This is a genomic window from Amycolatopsis sp. NBC_00438 (assembly GCF_036026695.1).
Lineage (GTDB): Bacteria > Actinomycetota > Actinomycetes > Mycobacteriales > Pseudonocardiaceae > Amycolatopsis.
In genome coordinates this window covers 3418827-3438457 of sequence record NZ_CP107923.1, presented here as the reverse complement: position 1 = coordinate 3438457, position 19631 = coordinate 3418827, and the positions used below count along the sequence as shown (strand labels likewise).

8 protein-coding genes are annotated in these 19631 nt (G+C 74.0%); 1 reads left to right on the top strand and 7 read right to left on the bottom strand.

What is annotated here, in order from left to right; all coding sequences use genetic code 11:
- Positions 1 to 10: 10 nt before the first annotated feature.
- The 7 genes from OG494_RS15045 to OG494_RS15015 all read right to left on the bottom strand — a co-directional run bounded on the left by OG494_RS15045 (position 11) and on the right by OG494_RS15015 (position 16564).
- Positions 11 to 1030: a medium chain dehydrogenase/reductase family protein gene (locus OG494_RS15045; protein ID WP_328456076.1), complete on the bottom strand. Its 1020-nt coding sequence runs from the start codon at positions 1028 to 1030 to the stop codon at positions 11 to 13.
- 81 nt (positions 1031 to 1111) lie between these two features.
- On the bottom strand, positions 1112 to 1672 hold the full coding sequence (locus OG494_RS15040) for a TetR/AcrR family transcriptional regulator (protein WP_328456074.1): 561 nt from the start codon (positions 1670 to 1672) through the stop codon (positions 1112 to 1114).
- Positions 1673 to 1774: 102 nt separating this feature from the next.
- Positions 1775 to 1951 carry a hypothetical protein gene (locus OG494_RS15035; RefSeq protein ID WP_328456072.1) on the bottom strand — a complete coding sequence of 59 codons (177 nt, stop codon included), beginning with the start codon at positions 1949 to 1951 and terminating at the stop codon, positions 1775 to 1777.
- Positions 1952 to 2001: 50 nt separating this feature from the next.
- Positions 2002 to 2874 carry a TauD/TfdA dioxygenase family protein gene (locus OG494_RS15030; protein ID WP_328456070.1) on the bottom strand — a complete coding sequence of 291 codons (873 nt, stop codon included), beginning with the start codon at positions 2872 to 2874 and terminating at the stop codon, positions 2002 to 2004.
- Positions 2875 to 2906: 32 nt separating this feature from the next.
- Positions 2907 to 11819, bottom strand: a complete 8913-nt coding sequence (locus tag OG494_RS15025; RefSeq protein ID WP_328456068.1) for an AMP-binding protein — start codon at positions 11817 to 11819, stop codon at positions 2907 to 2909.
- Entirely contained in the window at positions 11816 to 15628 is a 3813-nt protein-coding gene (locus tag OG494_RS15020; RefSeq protein ID WP_328456066.1) for a non-ribosomal peptide synthetase, read from the bottom strand. Before OG494_RS15020 ends, OG494_RS15025 begins: the two co-directional genes overlap by 4 nt.
- Before the next feature lie 234 nt (positions 15629 to 15862).
- Positions 15863 to 16564 (bottom strand): S1 family peptidase, encoded by a 702-nt coding sequence (locus tag OG494_RS15015; protein ID WP_328456064.1) that lies wholly within the window; start codon positions 16562 to 16564, stop codon positions 15863 to 15865.
- 275 nt (positions 16565 to 16839) lie between these two features.
- Here OG494_RS15015 and OG494_RS15010 point away from each other — a divergent pair, with 275 nt between their 5' ends.
- The gene (locus OG494_RS15010; RefSeq protein WP_328456062.1) at positions 16840 to 19626 is read left to right on the top strand and encodes an AfsR/SARP family transcriptional regulator; all 2787 of its coding nucleotides are present in this window, start codon (positions 16840 to 16842) and stop codon (positions 19624 to 19626) included.
- Positions 19627 to 19631 lie beyond the last annotated feature (5 nt).

The following is a 19631-nucleotide window of genomic DNA, read 5'->3' as shown; positions in this document are numbered from 1 at the left end:
GCGTGACTGGTCACTCACTCGACGGCACAAGAACGACCTTGCCCGTGATCGTGCCCGATTCCGCCAGTGTCAACGCCTTCGCGACGTCCTCCAGCGGGAATCGCGCCGCGACCTGGGCCTTCAGCGTGCCCGTCGCCGCCAGGTCGAACACCGCCGTGAGGTCCTCCGCCAGACGGGCGCGGAACTTCGCGAGGTTCCGCTTGCCGCCCCAGACGTTGTAGAAGTGGGTGCGGCGGCGGTTCGGGAGCGCCTGCCACCACAGCAGGCGGCCGACCAGCTTCAGCACCGCCGGGCGCGGGTTGCCGCCGGTGTCCTTGGTCGACGCGCTGCCGTAGGCGACCAGCGTGCCGCCCGGCGCCAGCAGCCGGAACGAGTCGACGATGCCGGGGCCGCCGACGTGGTCGAAGACGGCGTCGACACCACCGGGGGCCAATGCGCGGACCTGGGCCGGGACGTCGCTGCGGTAGTCGATCGCGGTGGCGCCGAGGGCGGTGACGACGTCGGCGTTGCGCGCGGACGCCGTGCCGATGACCCGGATCCCGGCCGCCCGGGCGAGCTGGACCAGGGTGGTGCCGACACCGCCGCTGGCGCCGTGCACCAGGATCGTGCCGCCGGCACGCACCCGGGCCTTGCGGTGCAGCATCTGCCAGGCGGTGATCCCGTTGACCACGAACGTTTCGGCGTCGGCGGGGTCCAGTCCGTCCGGCACCGGCACCAGGTCGGCCGCGTCCACGACGAGGTGGCTGCTCCAGCCGCCGATCTTGGTCATCGCGGCGACCCGGCGGCCGACGAGCGCCGGGTCGGCCGCCTCGAGCACCGTGCCGACGACGTCGTAGCCGGGCACGAACGGGAACGGCGGCTGGTCGTAGTACTTGCCGCGCCGCATCTGCTGCTCGGCGAACGAGATCCCGCTGGCCTCGACACGCAGGAGCGCCTGGCCCGGGCCCGGTGCCGGCAGTTCGCGGGTGGTGACGCGCAGGCCGTCCGGCTCGACGAGGCCGGGGAGGACGATTTCGGTGGCCTTGAACATGGGAGCTGTCCTTTCGAGAGTGGTGCGTGACTGGTCAATCACTCTTGGGTCGTGCGAAAAAGTCCAGGTGGGGGGCGGGGCTCAGTAGTGGCGGATGCCGGCGGACAGGACCGCCGCCCAGTCACCGCTGTGCGCGTCCAGGTCGAGGGTGGTGATCAGGTGGCAGAGCTGGCCGTAGGCGATGAACCGCTGGACCTGCTCGTCCGGCGCGCCCGAGCGGGAGCGCGCGAACTCGGTCACCTTCGCGAGCCCACGGCGCACGGCGTCGGCGATCTCGGGGGTGTCCGTGGCCGACTGGGCGTGCACCTGCAGCATCAGCAGGTTCCGGTCGGCGATCAGTTCGGCGTAGGCGCCGCCCATCTCGTACAGGACGGCTTCCGGTCCGGCGTCCCCGGCGCGGGCCGCGCCGTTCGAGAGCGCGTGCACGACCTGCTCGTAACACCGGTCGAGTGCCGCCACGAAGAGGGAAACCTTGCCGGGGAACAACTTGAACACGTAGGCGGGGGAGATGGCCGCCCGGGTCGCCACCGTGCTGATCGGCGTGCTGTGGAACCCGCTCCGCGCGAACTCGGCGATGGCCGCGTCGACCACGGCATCCCGCCGGGCGTCCGAGGTGGAGAGAGTGGCACCGCGCTTCGTCATGTGAGTGACTGTACACTCACTCTTTCGGGCGGGCAAGCCCGGTGCCCGGGAACACCGAGTGCGTCGCGCGCCGGGTCCGCGGGCACGGCAGGGCCATGAGGATCACGGGTGGGATCGCGACGGTAGGGAACGGTGCTCGGCGAGCGGGAACACGCCGTCTCCGGACTGCTGCCGCGGATCGGGGTCGGGCCGGCGAACACGTCCCAGCACCTCGCCGTGCTCCGCCGGGCCCGGGCTGGTGACGACCCGCAAGGTGGCTCCGACGTCCACTGTGGACATCGGCGGTCCCGGAACCCGGCGGCGCCCGGCCGGCGGGTTCCGGGAGAGCGTCACCCCTTGAGCGGGCCGCCGTTGATCGCGATCCGCTGCCCGTACCGGGAGTGCGGGTAGTAGTCGTAGGTCGCGTGGTGCTGGACGCAGCGGTTGTCCCAGAACACCAGCGTGTTCGGCTCCCAGCGCACCCGGCAGGCCAGCATCGGCCGGTTCGGCACGAACGAGAACAGCAGGTCGAGCACCGCGCGGCTCTCGTCGGCCGAGAGCTGAGGGATGTGCGAGGTGTAGGCCGGGTTGACGTAGAGCAGCTTCCGGTCGGTCTCCGGGTGCCGCACGACCAGCGGGTGCTCGCTGCACGGCGGCGTGTAGTTCGGCGGGATCGGGTGGCCGCGGAAGGCGAGCGCGCCGTCGTGGACCGCGGTGAGCCCGTCGAGCAGCGACTTCATCGCCGGCGAGAGCATGTCGTAGGCCAGGTACATGTTGGCGAACAACGTGTCGCCGCCGCTGCCGGCCTCCGGGATCTCCGTGATGTGGAGCATCGACCCCAGCGACGGCTCGGCGTCGGCGGTGCCGTCGGCGTGCCAGCCGTTGCCGAACACGTTCGCCGCCTCGGCGCTGGTCGCGACCTCCAGGATGTACGGGTCGCCGTTCTCCGGCGGCGGGTTCACCGGACGCAGCTCGCCGAAGCTCACGGCCAGCCGCTTGTGGTCCTCGGCCGTGATGACCTGGTCCCGGAACACCAGCACCTGGTGGTCCAGGAACGCGGTCTTCAGCTCGGCGAGCTGCTCTTCGGTCAGCTCCGTCCCGAGGTCGAGGCCGCTGACCTCGGCTCCGATCACCGGGGTCAGCCCCCGCACCGACAACGTCCGGTAGTCCCGCGCCGGGCGCGTCGTGATCGCCTTGACGGCGTCGAGTTCGTACTGCTCCATGGTTTCCTTCCTCCGGGGTCTCCGAGGTCCTGCTACCCGGCGCCCTGCGTGATCGCGTCGGCCACGGCGGCGGCGTGCGGCGCGCGCACGATGCCGTAGTGCGTGGCGGGCAGCTGCCGCCAGTGGCTGGGGTCGGGCAGGATCGTGTGCCAGCCGTCCGGGTCGGCGGCGGGCGGCAGGCCGGGTTCGGTCTCGGCGGCGATCCAGACGTGGCTGGGGGTCGTCGCGAGCTTCGGCAGTTCGTGGCCGGTCATGCTGCGCAGGTTCGCCCGGCAGGCGCGGGCGAGCCGGCGCGCGTGCTCGCCGGCGGTGCCCCCGGACGCGCCGAGCTCACGCTCGAACACGGCTTCCAGGCGGGATTCGTCGTAGTCCTCGAAGGACGCACCCGGGGCGGGCGGGTCGATCAGGTGCAGCGCCCGCACCGGACGTCCGCTCAGCTCGGCCTCGGCGGCCATGCCGGTCGCGACCCACGCGCCGAACGACCAGCCCGCGAGCTGCGTGCGCCACCCGCTGCCGGGGAACCGGGCCCGCAGTGCGGCGTGGTAGCGGCGGGCGCGCTCGGCGACCGGCCAGCCCGGCGGTTCCGGCCGGTTCAGCGCCGGATCGGCGATGACGCAGACGGTGAGCTCCGGGCTGAGCGCCGCGACCAGCGGGCGGTACGCGTGGACGTCCCCGCCGACCGGGTGCACCAGGCACACGACGTCGCGGCCGGTGCCTTCCCGCCACACCTGGACGGCGACGTCCTCGGGGCCGGCGGCCTCCGACAGCCGGGCCAGGAGGCCGGTGAGCGTCACCTCGGGGCCGAGCCAGGCCAGCTCGAGGTCGACGCCGAAGAGCCGTTTCACCGAGTCGACGACGTCCAGCAGCATCAGCGAGTCGGCGCCGAGGTCGTAGAGCGGGACGTCCGGGTCCAGCTCGGCGACGCCGAGCAGCGCGCGCACCTCCTCCGCCAGCTCTCCGGCGGGGTCGTCCTGCGGGGCGGTGGTGGTGGCGACCTGTTCGCGCTCGTGGAAGCCGCGGGCGTCGGCGAGATCGGTCGTCGAAACCAGCAGCTGCGGGAGCCCGGCGTCGAGGGCCCGGGCGAAGACGCGTTTGCCTTCTTCGGCGGTCATCCCGACCGCGAGGTGGGCCTGGTGGCGGGCGTCGGTCCGCAGGGCGCCGACGGCCATGCCGGTGTCGCGCCAGACGTCCCAGCCGATGACCATCCGGACGGTGGGCGCGTCCGGGGCGTGGTGGGCGAGGGCGTCGAGGAAACCGTTGGCGGCGGCGTAGTCGAGCTGGCCGGTGCCGCCGAACTGCGCGGAGAGCGACGAGCAGTAGACGGCGATGGCGGGCCGGTGGCGCTCGATGAGCCGTTCCATGAGGAGCGCGCCGGCGAGCTTGGCTTCTTCGCTCCGCACCCCGGTTTCCCGGGTGGCGATCAGGCCACCCGCCGCGACCCCGGCGGCGTGGACGATCCCGGCCAGCGGTGTGTCGATCCGGAGGTCGCCGGTGGTGAGGTCGGCTTCGAGGAGGTCGACTCGGCCGGCCCACGGCTCGAGCGCCGCGGGCAGGCGCGGGGTGCGGGCGGCCAGCACGACCCGGCCGGTGGTCCTGGTGAGCAGGACCTCGGCGACGGCGGTGCCGATGCCGCCGGTGCCACCGAGCACGAGGTACGTGCCGTCGCTCAGGTGCTGGTCGGCGGGGGCCACCGGGGAAGTGCTTTGCTCCCACCAGAAACCGTGGTGAAGGGCGACCCGGGCGGGCGGGGTGGGGCCGGTGAGGAGCCCCGCGAGCGCGGCGTCCCAGGCGCCGGCGACGTCGACCCAGTGCCCGGGTACACCGGTTTCCTGCGGCCCGACGGCGGTGACCCCGGCGAGCAACCCGGCTTCGGGCCGGGTGACGTCCGTGTTCGCCGGCGCGGCGCCGGCCGAGAGCCACCAGGTCCTGAGGTGGCGGGTCCCCGCGGCGCGCAGGAGCGCGGCGGGGGTGTCGAGGCACGCCCAGCGCGCGTGGGCGAGGGAGGTGTCGCCGACCGGGCCGGTGATGCCGAGGGGGAGGGTGTGCAGCCAGTCGATCCCGGTGCCCGTGCCGAGGTCGGCGAGGACCTTGTTCAGGTCGCCGGAGTTCGCGAGGTCGGCTTCGAAGAGATCCGGGGATCTCCGGGCGAAGGACTTCGCGGAGCGCACCCGGACGACCCGGGTGTAGGCGGCGTCGAGGGCGGGGGTTTCCAGGGGGCTGTCGCTGGAGATGACGAGTACGCGGTTCGAGCGGGCCTGCGCGGGAGCGGCGCGCCGCAGCCGAACCCAGGTGGGCTGGTGAAGCCATGCGGCTTCGGGCAGCCGCTGGACGGCGGGCTTGCGCGGGAAGTCGAAGTCCTCGCGAGCGAAGGCGGGCGGCGGAAAGTCCCACGGCGCGGGAGAGGCGGGCACACCCCAGCCGACGGCTTCGCCACGCAACCACGCGGCCGCGAGATCGGCGGGTTCATCGCTCGGCGGGGAGACCCGACCCGACGCGCCCGAGGCCGGTGCGACGGCGCCGGACTCACCGGCGGCGGTTGCCTGGTTCGCGGAGGTCGGTTCGTGCGGTTCGGCGGGGGCGCTTGCGGTCGTTCGGTTCGTGGGGGTCGGTTCGGCGGGGGTGCCTGTGGTCGTTCGGTTTGTGGAGGTCGGTTCGTGCGGCTCGGTGGGAGTGTCTGTGGTTGCCTGGTTCGCGGAGGTCGGTTCGTGGGGTTCGGCGGGGGCGCTTGAGGCCGGCCCGTTCGCGGAGGTCGGCTCACGCGGCTCGGCGGGGGTGCCGGCCGAGCCGGGCGTGGTCGTTCGCGGCGGCTTTCCCTGCTGGGCGGCGGTGTCGGCCGGCGCACCCGCGGTTGCCGGCACTCCTTCTCGCTGCTCGGTGGCGGTTGCGGCCGGTGCGCCTGCGGTGGCAAGCGGCGCGGCCGCCGGTGTGACCTCCCGCGGTTCGGCCGTGCGCAGCCACCCCGCCGCGGCGGCCGCGTCGTCGCACGGCGCTGCCAGTCTCCAGCGGTACTCCGGGCGGCCCGTCTGCAGGTGACGCACCACGTCCACAAAGGACTCCGGGTGCGTCTCCAGGTACTCCGCGATCCGCCGGGCGTCCTCGCGCAACGCCGGTTCGCTGCCGGCGGACAGCACGACCACCGGCGCGGGGACCGGGCGCGACACGGCAGCCGAGTCCGACTCCAGGATCACGTGGGCGTTCGTTCCACCGATGCCGAAGCTGCTCACCCCGGCCACCCTCGGGCCGGCCGGCCACGGTTCCGCGGCCGTCGGCACCCGGAACGCGCCCAGGTCCAGCGCCGGGTTGGGCGCGTGGAAGTCCACCGTCGGCGGGATCAGTCCATGGTGGACGGACAGCGTCGCGCGGATCAGGCCGACGACGCCGGCCGCCGCGCCCAGGTGGCCGATCTGGCTCTTCACCGACGACAGCGCGCACTCCGCCGCCGGATCCAGCGCCTGCCGCAGCGCCGCGACCTCGATCGGGTCGCCGAGGCGGGTGCCCGTGCCGTGGGTTTCCACGTACCCGACCGACGTCCGTCCGGCGCGGCGCAGGGCCGCCCGGATCACCTCGCGCTGCCCGGCCGGCGACGGAGCCGTGTAGCCCTGTTTGACCGCGCCGTCGTTGTTGATCGCCGAGCCCGTGATCACCGCGTACACCGTGTCGCCGTCGCGACGCGCGTGGCTCAGCGGCTTCAGCACCACGACGCCGGCGCCGCTCGCGCCGACCGTGCCGCCCGCGTCGTCGCTGAACGGGCGGCAGTGGCCGTCCGCCGAGAAGATGTGCTGCGGCCGGTAGCGATAGCCCTCGGCCAGGGTGACGTCGATGAGCACGCCGCCCGCCAGCATCACGTCCGCCTCGCCCGTGCGCAGCAGCCCGGCTGCCTGGTGCACCGCGACCAGCGAGCTCGAGCATGCCGTCTGCGTGGTCAGCGCCGGCCCGGTGAGGTTCAGGTGGTACGCCGCCTTCGTCGCGAGGAAGTCCTTCTCGTGGTGCAGGGCCAGCTGGAACCCGTCCGGCAGCGCGGCCGGGTCGCCTTCGCGCAGCAGCGACTGGAAGTACGTGTCCTCGCCGCACCCGGCGATCAGCCCGACGCGCTCGCCCGACGTGATCCCGGCGTGGGCCAGCGCCTCGACGCAGCTCATCAGCAGGTGCCGTTGCTGCGGGTCCATCAGCGCGGCGTCGCGGCGGCTGATCCCGAAGTGCTCCGGGTCGAACGCCAGCGGGCCGTCCAGGATGCTGCGCGCCCCGACCAGGCCGTCTTCCGCCTCGAAGTGCTCGATCCCGCGGCCACCGGACCGCACCAGGTCCCAGAACGCGGCCAGATCGGCCGCGCCGGGGACCCGCAGGGCCATGCCGATCACGGCGATCGGCTCGTCGGCGGCCACCTCGCCGGAAGCGGCGGAAGCCGAATCCGCCGCACCGGACAGGAGCCGCGCCAGATCGCGGACCGTGACGTGCTCGAACAGGTCCGCCGCGGTGAACCGCAGGCCCTCCTCGGCGCAGCGCAGGTGGAACCGCATCAGCCCGAGGCTCGTGGCGCCCGCCGCGAAGAACGTCTCGTCCGGCCCGATCGGCGCCCCCGTCACCTCTTCGAACAGCTCCGCGAGCTGCCGTGAGACGCCCGTCAGCCCGGATCGGGAACCCCGGTGCAGTTCCTCGCCGGGTGTCCGCAGCGCGGCTTCCCGGTCGAGCTTGCCGCTCGGCGTCCGCGGCAGGGCCGGGACGACGCGGAAGCGGTCGACCCGCGCGTGCGGCGGCAGCAGCGGCTCGAGGTGCGCCGAGAGCTCGGCGGCCGACGGCGTCCGGCGGCATTCGAGGCAGGCCAGCAAACTTTCGCCGTCGCGTGCCACCACGGCGTTGACGACGTCGGGGTGCCGCAGCAGCGCGGCCTCGACCTGCCCCAGCTCCAGCCGGTAGCCGCTCACCTTGACCTGGTGGTCGGCCCGGCCGTCGAAGTGCAGGAGCCCGTCGCGATCGAAATGCGCGAGGTCACCGCTGCGGTAGTACAGCTCCGGAAGCTCGAGGAACTTCCCCGGGACGTCGCCGACGTAGCAGCGGGTCGTCATCAGCCCGCCGATCAGCAGCTCACCGATCTGCCCGGGTGGCAGCGGCGCACCCGAGGCGTCGGCGACGCGCAGCGCCGCGCCCGCCACCGGCCGGCCGATCGCCGGGCGCTCCGGCCAGGTCAGCGGGTCGCCGTCGAGCGTCAGCGCGCTGACGACGTGCGTCTCGGTCGGGCCGTAGTGGTTGTGCAGCCGCGCGCCGGGCAGGCCGGCGAACCAGCGGCGGATCGCGCCGGTGCAGACGAGCTGCTCGCCCGCGGTGATCACGTCGCGCAGCCGCGACGGGTGGATCCCCAGGCGGACGCCGTGTTCGGCGAGCAGCTGCAGCGCGACGTACGGCAGGAAGAGCCGCTCGATGCCGGCGGACTCCAGCTGCGCGAGCAGCGCCGGGACGTCGTGGCGCCACGACGGGCGGACCAGGTGCAGGCACCCGCCGCCGCACAGCGTCGTGAAGATCTCCTGGAACGACACGTCGAACGACAGCATCGAGAACTGCTGGGTCGCCGCGGCCGGCGCCGCCTGCCACCGCACGAGGTTCGCCAGGGTGCGGTCCGGGACGCGGACGCCCTTGGGCACGCCGGTCGAGCCGGAGGTGAACAGCGTGTAGAGCGGCCGGCCGACGTGCCGGGCCGGGACGTCCGGTGCCGGGCCGCCGGTCAGCGTGACGAACCGCCGTTCGAGCTCGGTGTCGATCTCGTCGAACGCGGTGCCCGGGGCGAGCAGCACGCACGACGGCCCGACCTGGTCGAGCACCTGGCGCAGCAGCGCCGGCGGGTAGGCCGGATCCAGGGGCACGGCGGTGATGTTGAGCCGCGCCAGCGCGAGCAGCGCGACGACGTGCTCGGCGGACGGCTCGAAGTACAGCGCGACGTCGGTGGCGTCCTCGGGCAGCGCCGCGGCGAGCCGGGCGGCGTGCGCGTCCAGTTCGGCGTAGGTGATGGTGCCCAGCGCCGGGGCGTCCGGGGTCCGCGCGACCTGCCGCGCGAAGCCTTCCGCCACGGTTTCCCAGTCCAGCCGGGCCGGTGCGCCGCGACCGTGGTCGGGCAGGCTCCGCCGGTACGGTCCGGCCAGGTCGGCGAGGGTCGCCGGGCCCTCGTCGAGCAGGTCGAACGCCCGCGAGAACAGGTCGCCGAGCGCTTCGGCCTCCGCCTCGGTGAAGTGGCCTTCGGCGTACTCCCAGAGGCAGTCGAAGCCGTCCGGGCGCTCGACCACCGACATCGTCAGCGCGCACTTCGCCTCGGCCGCTTCGATCCACTGTGGACTGACGACGCAGCCGGGCAGGCTGAGGGCCCCGAAGTCGGTGTTCTCCAGCACGAACAGGTAGTCGAACGACGCGGCGACGTCGGCGAACGCGACGTCCTGCCGGTCGAGCACCGCGCCCGACGCGGCCCCGAGCCGCCGGAGCTGGCTCCGCAGGTCTTCGTCCGGTTCGACCGAAAGCGGGAGCAGCACGGTGTTGGCGAACATCCCGACGCTGTCCTCGAACTCCCGCACCGGCCGGTTCGCCACCGGCGCGGCGATCCGCGGGCCGGTCCGCCCGGTGACGCCGTAGAGGCTCCAGGCGAAGACGCCCAGCAGCAGCTGGAACCGCGTCAAGCCCAGCTCGGCGCACCACCGGTCGACGCGGTCGACGTCCACGGTGGTCTGCCGCAGCCGGCCGGCGAGTGACGCCGTGAGCGCCGGAGTGTCATCGAGTCCACTGTGGAGCTTCAGGAGCTCGTCGCGCTGGGCGAGGTAGGCGGGGGAGGAGAACCACTCGGCCTGCCACCCGGCGAAGTCGAAGGGCGTCCGGGAAGCCGCCGGAGCGGCACCGGACAGCTCGCGGAACAATACGTTCAACGACCAGCCGTCGACCGCGATGTGGTGCACGGACAGCAGCAACCGCCCGCCGTCCCAGGCGGCCCGGAACAGCCGGGGAACGGCCAGGTCGAACGGTGCCGTGAAGAAGTCGGCACCGGCCTCGGTCCACGGGTCGTACGCCGGGCCGGCCACCTGGCGCAGGCCCTCGGCGGTCGCCTCGAACGCCGTCCGCAACGCGACGTGCCGCTCGACCAGGCCGCGCAAGCCGTGCCGGAGCGCCTCGACGTCCACCGGCCCGGTGATCCGGAAAGCCAGCGGCACGTGGTACGCCGTGGACGCCGGATTCCGGTGCTGCAGAAGCCACAGCCGTTGCTGCTCGCTCGTCGCGGGCGCCGACGTCGACCCCGCGGCCGGAGCGGGCACCGGGTACTGGGCCGTTCCGGCCGCGGCGATCACGGCCGCGAGATCGGCGAAAGTCCCTTGCCGCACCGCGGAGTGCGGGAGTTCGGCGCCCCACCGCTCCTGCACGGCGAACCGCAGCCGCAACGCCTTGAGCGAGTCGCCGCCGGAGGTGAGCCACGTGTCGCCGGGCCGCGGGTCGCGGGTCCCGAGCACGTCCGCCACCACGTCCAGGACCTCTTGCTGCCACGGGGTCGCGGGCTCGCCGGCCCGCGTGGGCCGCCACGGCGCCAGGCCGAGCGCCAGGAGCGCCGCCTCGTCGACCTTGCCGTTCGCGGTGTGGGGCAAGGCGTCGACGCGGAAGACGTGGTGCGGGCGCATGTAGGCCGGCACCGACGCGGTCAGGTGCGCGTCGAAGTCCTCGAACGACAGCTCCCCGGCGACGACGAACGCGAGCAGCTCGACCGGCCCGGCGCCGCGGTGCGCGACCACACAGGCCTGACCGACCGCCGGATGGCCGAGGATCCGCCGTTCCAGCTCGCCCGGCTCGATCCGGAAGCCGCGCACCTTCACCTGCCGGTCCGTGCGCCCGACGTAGGCGAAGGAACCGTCCGGCAGCTCGCGGACCAGGTCGCCGGTCCGGTAGTACCGCTCGCCGTCGCGCTCGACGAACCGCTGCGCGGTTTCGCCCGGCAGGTTGCGGTAGCCCGCGGCGACCCCGGCGCCCGAGAGGTACAGCTCCTCGCCGACCACGATCGCGCCGGTGTCCGGCAGTGGCCGGCCGATCGGCACGATGTCGCCGTCGAAGTCGCGTGGAATGGGGTGGCTCAAGGCGAACGTCGTCGTCTCGGTCGGCCCGTAACCGTTGTGCAGCCGGGTGGTCGAGTCCGGGTTGGCGGCGTACCAGCGGCGGATCAGCGGCGCGTTGAGCTGCTCGCCGCCGATCAGGACCCGGGCCACGGTGGCGAAGCAGTCCGGCACCGTCTCGGCGACGGCGTTGAACAGCGAGGCCGTGACGAACATCGTGTCGACGCGCTCGCGGACCAGCGCGGCGGCGAACGCGCGCGGGTCCCGCACGGTCTCGTCGTCGAGCACCACGCAGGTGCCGCCGGTCAGCAGCGGCGGCCAGACCTCGAAGCTGATCGCGTCGAAGGCCGGGTTGGCCAGGCACGCGTACCGCGCACCGGGCTCGAGCCAGGCCGGGTCGGCCAGCCGCAGGATTCCGGCGTCACGGACCTCGACGCCCTTGGGGCGCCCGGTCGTGCCGGAGGTGTAGAAGAGGAACGACGTCGCGGCGGCCGCGGCCGGTTCACCTGCGACGGCGGGCGCGGCCAGCAGCTCGGCCGGGGTGAGCGGCGGCAGGCCGGGCAGGCCGTCGTGGACGACGGCGACCGCGCCCGAGTCGGCGATCATGTGGTCCCGGCGCTCCGGCGGGCTCTGCCGGTCCAGCGGCACGACCCGGCCGCCGAGGCGCAGCACGCCGAGCATGACGAGCACCAGCTCCGCCGAGCGCGGCAGGCCCACGGCGACGGCGTCGCCGGGCTGGACACCACGGCGGGACAACGACTCCGCGACGGCCGCGGCGCCGGCGTCCAGCTCGGCGTAGGTCAGTTCGCGGCCGCCGTCGGACACCGCGACGGCGTCCGGCGTCCGCAGGGCCCGCTCGTGGACGCGGCGGGCGATCATCGGGCCGCCAGTTCGGTCAGCTCGGCGGTGATCAGCCCGGCGACCTGCGGGAGGGCGTCGCTCTCCAGCATGTCCCAGTGCCCGCAGTCGGCCGGCTCGATCCGGAACTCGCCGGTCGCGCGGCGCCGCCAGAACTCGTCCGAGCCGGGGATCGTGTCCTCGCCGACGGCCTGCACGAACACCAGCCGCGCGGGCGACTCGCCGGGCTCGTGGTCGCGGGCGGTCAGCCGGTTGTGGTTGTACGTGCGGTGGTAGCGGTCGATCTGGGCGTCGTCGATGCCCGGGTACATCCCGTTGAACCGCACCAGCTTCTCCCGGAACTCGGACGCGGGCACCGGCTCGATCGCGGCGCGCGCGGCCGGGTCGTCGGTGGCGTTGGTGTCGAGCAGGACCACGCTGACGCGCGGGTGGCCGGCCAGCTGCCGGCCCATCTCGTGGGCGATCAGGCCGCCGTAGGACAGTCCACAGAGGACCAGTGACTCGTCCGGCCGGGGATCGAGGAGCCGAAGGTACTCCGTGGCCATCGCTTCGACGCTCGGCAGGACCTCTTCCCCGGGGTTGAGCCCGGGGGACTGGATGCCGACGACGCCGGCGTCGTCCGGCAGCAACCCGCTCAGCGGCAGGTAGCAGAACGCCGTCCCGCCCGCGGGGTGCACGCAGACGACGCGTTGCCGCCCGGCACCGCGGCGGAACTCGATCAGGCTGCCGCCGCCTGCCGGGCTGTCCGCGCGCAGCAGGGCGGCCTGGGCCTCGATGGTCGGGTGCACGATGACGTCGCGGATCGGCAGCTCGCGGCCGAACTCCTCGCCGACCGCGTGGGCCAGCTTGATGGCCGAGATCGACGTGCCGCCGACGTCGAAGAAGTCGTCCGAGATCCCGATCGCCGGGTGCAGCAGCAGGGACCGCCAGATCCGCAGCAGCGCCAGTTCGACGTGGTCGCGCGGCGCGGCGGTGTTGACGACGGCCGGCGCGGTGTCGCGGGCGTGCGCGAGCAGCGCGCCGCGGTCCAGCTTTCCGCTGCGGCCCAGGGGAAGCCGGTCGAACTCGGCGAACACCGACGGGATCATGTAGTCCGGCAGCCGCTCGGCCAGCGCGGCCCGCCACTCGTGCGGGGTCCGGCCGCCGCCGCCCGCGATCCCGGCGACGAGGCGGGGTTCGCCGGTGCGGTCGACCAGGACCGCGGCCTCGCGGACGCCGGGGACGGCCAGCAGCGCGGCCGTCACCTCGCCCGGTTCGATCCGGAACCCGCGCAGCTTGATCTGGTCGTCGCGGCGGCCGGCGTACTCGGCTTCGCCGTCGGCGAGCCAGCGGGCCAGGTCGCCGGTGCGGTACATCCGCTCGCCGGGCACGAACGGGTCGGGCACGAACTGCGCCGCGGTCAGGCCGGGCCGGTTCAGGTAACCCCGCGCGAGGCAGTCGCCGGCGAGGAAGACCTCACCCGCGACGCCCGGCGGGACCGGCCGCAGCCGCTCGTCCAGCAGGTACAGCCGCGAGCCGGGCAACGGCCGGCCGATCGGGGCCGGGCGGTCGAGAGGCCGCGGGTCGAAGTGGGCGGTCGCGTACAGCGTCGCTTCGGTCGGCCCGTACCCGAAGCAGATCCGCAGGCCGGGCAGGGTTTCCTCGAAGCGGGCCAACGCCGCCTCCGACAGCGACTCGACGCCGGTCAGCAGCTGCCGCAGCGCGAGCCCGGCAAGGCGCGACAGGTCCTCGTCGATCCAGCGGACGTAGGCGGGCGGCAGGAACGCCTGGACGACGCGGTGTTCACGCAACCACTCCAGCAATGCCGCCGGGTCGGGCCGGACGTCTTCGGGCACCACGTGCAGCACCGCGCCGGTCGTCAGCGGGAGCAGCAGTTCGTGCACCGACGCGTCGAAGCCGATGCTGGACCACGCCGACGTCGGCTCGCCCGGCGTCGCGCCGAACCGGCCGAGCCACTGGTCGAACAGGGCCAGCACGCTGCCGTGGGTGACGGCGACGCCCTTCGGCCGCCCGGTCGAGCCGGACGTGTAGATCACGTAGGCCAGGTCCGCGCGCCCGGTCCGGACGACGGGCCGGGTGGTGGCGTGGCCTTCGGCCTCGACGGCCGTGACGGAAAGCCAGCCGTCGGGCCGGTCGAGCGCGTCGCTCAGGACGAGCGCCGGGCGCGCGTCCTCGACCATCGCCGCCAGCCGCGCGGGTGGCTGGGCGGGGTCGAGGGGCAGGTAGGCCGCGCCGGCTTCGAGGATCCCCAGCACGGCCACCACCAGCTCGGCCGAGCGTCCACTGTGGACGCCGACGACCTGGCCGGGCCGTACTCCGCGCGTGTGCAGGGCGTTCGCCAGCCGGGTGGCCCGCCGGTCCAGCTCGGCGTAGGTGACCGTCTTCCCGTCGCAGACCAGCGCGGGCGCGTCCGGGTGGGCGTCGGCCTCGCGCTCGAACCGCTCGACGAGCCCGCCGGGCAGCCGCCGCGGAGCCGGGCCGGTGCTCCAGCGCGTCAGGATCTCGTGGCGCTCGGTCTTGTCCAGCAGCTCGTAGCTCGCGACCTCGTCTTCCGGTCGTTCGGCGAGCTGCGTCAGCAGCCGGACGAGGTAGCGGGCGTACCGCTCGGCCGTTTCGTGGTCGAACAGGGCGACGGCGTAGTCGAGCTGCCCGGCGACGCCGCCCGCCTCGTCGCCCAGGGCCAGGGTCAGGTCGAACTTCGCCGGCGCGTACCGGTCGTCGATGGGCTCGACGTCGACGCCCGGCAGCGCCAGGACGCCGTGCTGCGTCGGCACCCAGGCGAAGCCGGTCTGGAACAACGGCGTGTGCGCCGGGCTGCGCGGCGGGTTCACCAGCTCGACCACCCGTTCCAGTGGCAGCTCGGCGTGGTCGATCGCGCCGCGCAGCGTCGCGCGGACCTGCTTGAGCAGGCCGGCGCCGGTGGGGGAGCCGGCGAAGTCGGTCCGCACCGGGAGGGTGTTGACGAAGAACCCGAGCACACCGGCGTTGCCACCGCCCTTGCCGCGGTTCAGGGCCGGCACGCCGACAACGATGTCAGCCTGTGCGGAAAGCCGGGACAGCAGCAGCGACCAGCCGGTCAGGATGGTGGAGAACAGGGTGACGCCGTGGGCGCGGGCCACGGCTTTCAACGCCGTCGTCAGGTCCTCGCCGAGGCTGATCGGCACCCGGGCGCCGCGGTGGTCCTGCATCGCCGGGCGCGGCCGGTCGGTGGGCAGCTCCAGCAGGGGCGGCACGCCGTCGAGCCGGTCGCGCCAGTACGTCTCGTGCGGCGCCGGGCCCGGCCCGGCGAGCCAGTCCTGCTGCTCCCGGGCGTAGTCGCGGTACTGGCGCGGCTCGGGCAGCCCCGTGGGTTCGCCGCGCAGCAGCGCGCCGTAGAGGACACCCAGCTCCCGCAACAGGATCGTGCGCGACGCCCCGTCGAAGACGACGTGGTGGACGGTCATCAGCAGGACGTGGTGCTCGGGTCCCACGATGAGCAGCCGGGCCCGGGCCAGCGGGGCGCGGCCCAGGTCGAACGGCGTGAGCGGGTCGGTGCGCCGCAGCTCGTCGAGTTCCTCCGGCCGGCCGGTGACGTCGGTCACGGTGAGGGGGAGCCCGGCGTCCAGCGGCTCGACCACCTGGCCGGGGCGGCCCTCTTCGACGACGATCCGGGTCCGCAGCGACTCGTGCCGGGCGGCGAGCGCGTCGAGGGCCTGGGCCAGCACGTCCCGGTCGAGCGGCCCCCGGAGGGCGAACGCCATGGCCTCGTTGTAGGCCGGGCCGGCGCCGTCGAGCTGGGACAACGTCCAGATCCGCTGCTGCGCGGACGACAGCGGGGCGGGAACCTGCATGTAGGTGCGGCCTTTCCGGACGGGACGGTGCGCACCGGGCCCGCGCGTGCGCCGCTGCATCCGTGGCCGGAAAACGCTGTCTGCCTGTCCGGATAGTTAACACCACACCATCGGGTGAACACGAGTTGTGTAGCAGGTTTGCCCGAACTTCCTCGTGTACCGGTGTGTTCGCTCGCCGAACCACGCAAAAGCGGCACTCCCCGGGGGAGAGTGCCGCTTTCGGCGCGGAGGGGCTCAGACGCCCGCGGTGGTGGAGATCCAGTCGCGGTACTTCGTGATGTTGATGTAGGCGGTGTACGACTGGCGGTCACTGGTCGAGGCGACACCGACCTGCTTGCCTCCCGCGTACATCGGGCCGCCCGAGTCGCCGCCCGCGGTGATGCCGTCGCCGCGGTTCGCGCAGACCGACGTGCCCGCCGCGCCGTCCGGGCAGTCGATCGAGGTGACGCTGACCTTCGCCACCTTCAGCAGCTGCGACTGGCACTCGATCTCGGGCTTGTCGGTGCAGGTCGCGCCCCAGCCGTAGACCTCGGCCTGGTCGCCGACCTTGACGTCGCCTTCGGAGCCCAGCGGCGCGTAGTCGGTCTGCACCTGCTGGTCGATCTGCACCAGCGCGATGTCCGAGTCCGGCGCCTCGTGCACCGACGTCGCGTTGACGGTGGTGCCCTTGGTCTGGTCCAGGTCGCCGACGTGGAAGCTGATCTGCTGGCCGTCCGCGCCCTGGGTGCAGTGGCGCGCGGTCAGGATCCAGTCCGGCGCGATGATCGTCGCCGAGCAGATCTCCTGGCCGCCCGCGAACATCCGGGCCGCCGCGTGGAGCGAGTCGGCGTTGCCGCCGTCGATGATGGCCGGCTGGGCGGCCAGGGACGGGGCGGCGGTCGCCAGGGCCGACAGCAGGATGCCGGAGACGAGAACGCCGGTTCGCGCACTACGCACTTTAGGATCAACCTCCATCCGCGGGCGGAGGCCTCGCGGTGACGGGTGGTCAAGGACCCACCTACCGTCACGGCTGTGAGTGAATCCCGGAACCCGACGATGGTCGGTAAAGGAAACGCGCGACTTTCGTCGTGCGCCGGACGGCCCAGCCCAAGATCGGCAATCGAGTGACATCGGCGCGGCGCGCGATCGATGTCGGCGATTCGCCCACCGGCCCGACGCCGCCTCGTTAAAGTCCGCCGTCGTGGGGGCGGTCGTCGTCATGGAGTTGCGACATGGGCGCTGAAGTGCGGTTCCACCTGCTCGGGCCGCTCACCGTGACGGTCGGCGGCCACGCGCTGCCGCTCGGCGGGGCGAAGCAACGGGCCCTGCTGGCCCACCTGCTGCTCAACGCGAACCGGCTGATCCCGCCCGGCCAGCTCATCGACACGATCTGGCCCAGCGACCCGCCGACGTCGGCCACGGCCAACCTGCAGACCTACGTGTGGCGGCTGCGCCGGCTCCTGCCGGGGACCGCGCTGCGCACCCACGGCCCGGGGTACTCCCTCACCGTCGAGCCCGGCGACGTCGACGCGCACGACTTCACCCGGCTCGTCGCCGACGCCGCCCGCGCGGCCGAGGACGGCGCACCCGAGACGGCGTTGACACTCCTGGCCGAGGCGGAGGCGTTGTGGCGCGGCGACCCGCTGGAGGACCTGCCGACCGCGCCCGCCTGGGACGCCGAGCTCGGCCGGCTCGTCGAGAACCGCCTCGCCGCCGTCGAGGAACGGCTTTCGCTGCAGGTGCTGCTGGGCCGCTACGACCAGGCGATCGCCGAGCTCACCGTGCTGCTGGCCGAGCACCCGTACCGGGAACGCCTGTGGCAGCAGTACTTGCTCGCCCTGACCGGCGCGGGCCGCCGCGCCGACGCGTTGCGCGCGTACACGACCGCGCGGGAGCGGCTCGTCACCGAGCTCGGCGTCGAACCGGGACCGGAACTGCGGGCGCTGCAGGCCGCGATCCTGGCCGGGGAGCCGCTGAAGACGGCCGGTGTCGAAGCGCCGTCCCCGCTGCGCCAGCTCCCGGCGGACCTGCCCGACTTCACCGGCCGCGACGACTACGTCCGCGACCTGGAAGCGGCGCTGGGCGCCGGTCCGGCGCCGGTGGTGCTGACCGGCGCGCCCGGCACCGGCAAGACGGCGCTGGCCATGCACGTCGCCCACCGCCTCGTGGACCGGTTCCCCGACGGCCAGCTGTACGTCGACCTCGCCGGCACCGGCGCGCCGCGCGACCCGGCCGAGGTGCTCGCCGACTTCCTGCACGCCCTCGGCGTCACCGGCAACGCCGTCCCGGCCGGGCTCGGCCAGCGGGCCGCGTTGTTCCGCTCCCGGCTGGCCGGGCGCCGGGTGCTGCTGGTGCTCGACGACACCGCGACCGCCGGGCAGGTCCGCCCGCTGCTGCCGGCCGACGCCGGGTGCGCCGTGCTGGTGACGACCCGCGGCCGGCTGCCGGAGCTGGCCGGCGCGAAGCACGTCGAGCTGAGCGTGTTCGGCGAGCGGGAGGCGCAGCGGCTGCTGGCCGGGGTCGCCGGCGTCGACCGCATCGACGGCGAACCGGCCGAGGCCGCGGCGATCGTGGCCTGCTGCGGGTACCTGCCGCTGGCCATCCGGATCGCCGGGGCACGGCTGGCCGGGCGGCAGGCGTGGAGCCTGCGGACGCTGCACGACCGGCTGGCCGGCGAGACGGGCCGGCTGAGCGAGCTGCGCGTCGGCGACCTCGGCGTCCGGTCCAGCTTCGAGCTGAGCCTGCGCCAGCTCGAGCCCTCCGCCCGGACCGCCTTCTGCCGCACCGCGTTGCTGGGCGCGCAGGACTTCCCGAGCTGGGTGTTCGACGCGCTCCTGGACCGCCGCGGCACGCACGAGGTGCTCGACGTGCTCGTCGACGCCAACCTCGTCTCGCTGGTGGGCCTGGACGCGAGCGGGCACCCGCGCTACCGGCTGCACGACCTGCTTCGCTGCTACGCGGCGGAACTCCTGGACGCCGAGCCCGTCCCGGTGCGGCGGGAGGCGCTCCGACGGGTCCTTTGTGGACTGCTGGCGCTGGCGAAGACCGCGGCGGCGGGGCTGCCACCGGCGTTCGGCGCGATGACCGGGCCGCCGCTCGGCGGGCTGCCCGAGGACGCGGCCCGGCTGGTGGGCGACCCGCTGGCCTGGTTCACCGCCGAACGCAAGCTGCTCGCCGCCGCGGTCCAGCTCGCCGCCGACGCCGGGCTGGACGAGCTCGCGTGGCAGCTGACCGCGACCGCCGTCCCGTTCTACGACCTGCGCGGCGCCTACGACGACTGGCGGCGCAGCCACCTGACCGCGTGGGCCGCGGTGCGGGCCGCCGGCAACCGGGCGGGCGAGGCGGTGCTGGCCCGCGGCCTCGGCCAGATCGGGGTGTATAACGACGAATACCCCACCGCCGTCGCGGACCTGGAACGGTCCGCGGCCCTGTTCGCCGAGCTCGGCGACGTCCGCGGGGAGGCGCTGGCGGTGGCCGGGCTCGGCACGCTGGCCCGGGTCTGCGACCGGCCGCGGGAAGCGCTGAACTGCTACCTGCGTGCCCTCGACGGGCTCGAGCGGGCGGCCGACCGCAGCGGCGTGGCCCAGATGCGCAACTCGATCGGCGCGGCCCACGTGCGGCTGGCCGAGTACGCCGAGGCGGCGGACTGGCTGGGCCGCGCCCGCGAGCTGGCCCGCGAGATGGGCGACGCGCACCGCGAGGCGCGGGTCCTCACCGAGTTCGGTGCCCTGCACCGCGACACCGGACGGCTGCCGGAGTCACTGGCCTGCCTGCGGCTCGCGCTGAGCATCTTCGAGGACCTCGACGACGAACGCTGCGTCGCCTACGCGCTCCTCGGCATCGCCCAGACGCTCCTCGCGGTGGGCGAGCCGGTCCAGGCGCGCGGGGTGTGCGACCGCGCGCTGCGCGTCTTCCGCGAGACCGGCAACCGCCAAGGCGAGACGACCGGCCTGGCCCTGCTGGACCAGGCCCAGCGCCGGCGCAGCCCGGCCCCGGTCGTGAGCGGCAACGCGGGTTAGCCCCA

Coding starts and splice junctions, on each gene's coding strand:
- OG494_RS15040 (WP_328456074.1), bottom strand. CDS start 1,672: ATGACGAAGCGCGGTGCCACTCTCTCCACCTCGGACGCCCGGCGGGAT.
- OG494_RS15045 (WP_328456076.1), bottom strand. CDS start 1,030: ATGTTCAAGGCCACCGAAATCGTCCTCCCCGGCCTCGTCGAGCCGGAC.
- OG494_RS15010 (WP_328456062.1), top strand. CDS start 16,840: ATGGGCGCTGAAGTGCGGTTCCACCTGCTCGGGCCGCTCACCGTGACG.
- OG494_RS15030 (WP_328456070.1), bottom strand. CDS start 2,874: ATGGAGCAGTACGAACTCGACGCCGTCAAGGCGATCACGACGCGCCCG.
- OG494_RS15035 (WP_328456072.1), bottom strand. CDS start 1,951: ATGTCCACAGTGGACGTCGGAGCCACCTTGCGGGTCGTCACCAGCCCG.
- OG494_RS15025 (WP_328456068.1), bottom strand. CDS start 11,819: ATGATCGCCCGCCGCGTCCACGAGCGGGCCCTGCGGACGCCGGACGCC.
- OG494_RS15020 (WP_328456066.1), bottom strand. CDS start 15,628: ATGCAGGTTCCCGCCCCGCTGTCGTCCGCGCAGCAGCGGATCTGGACG.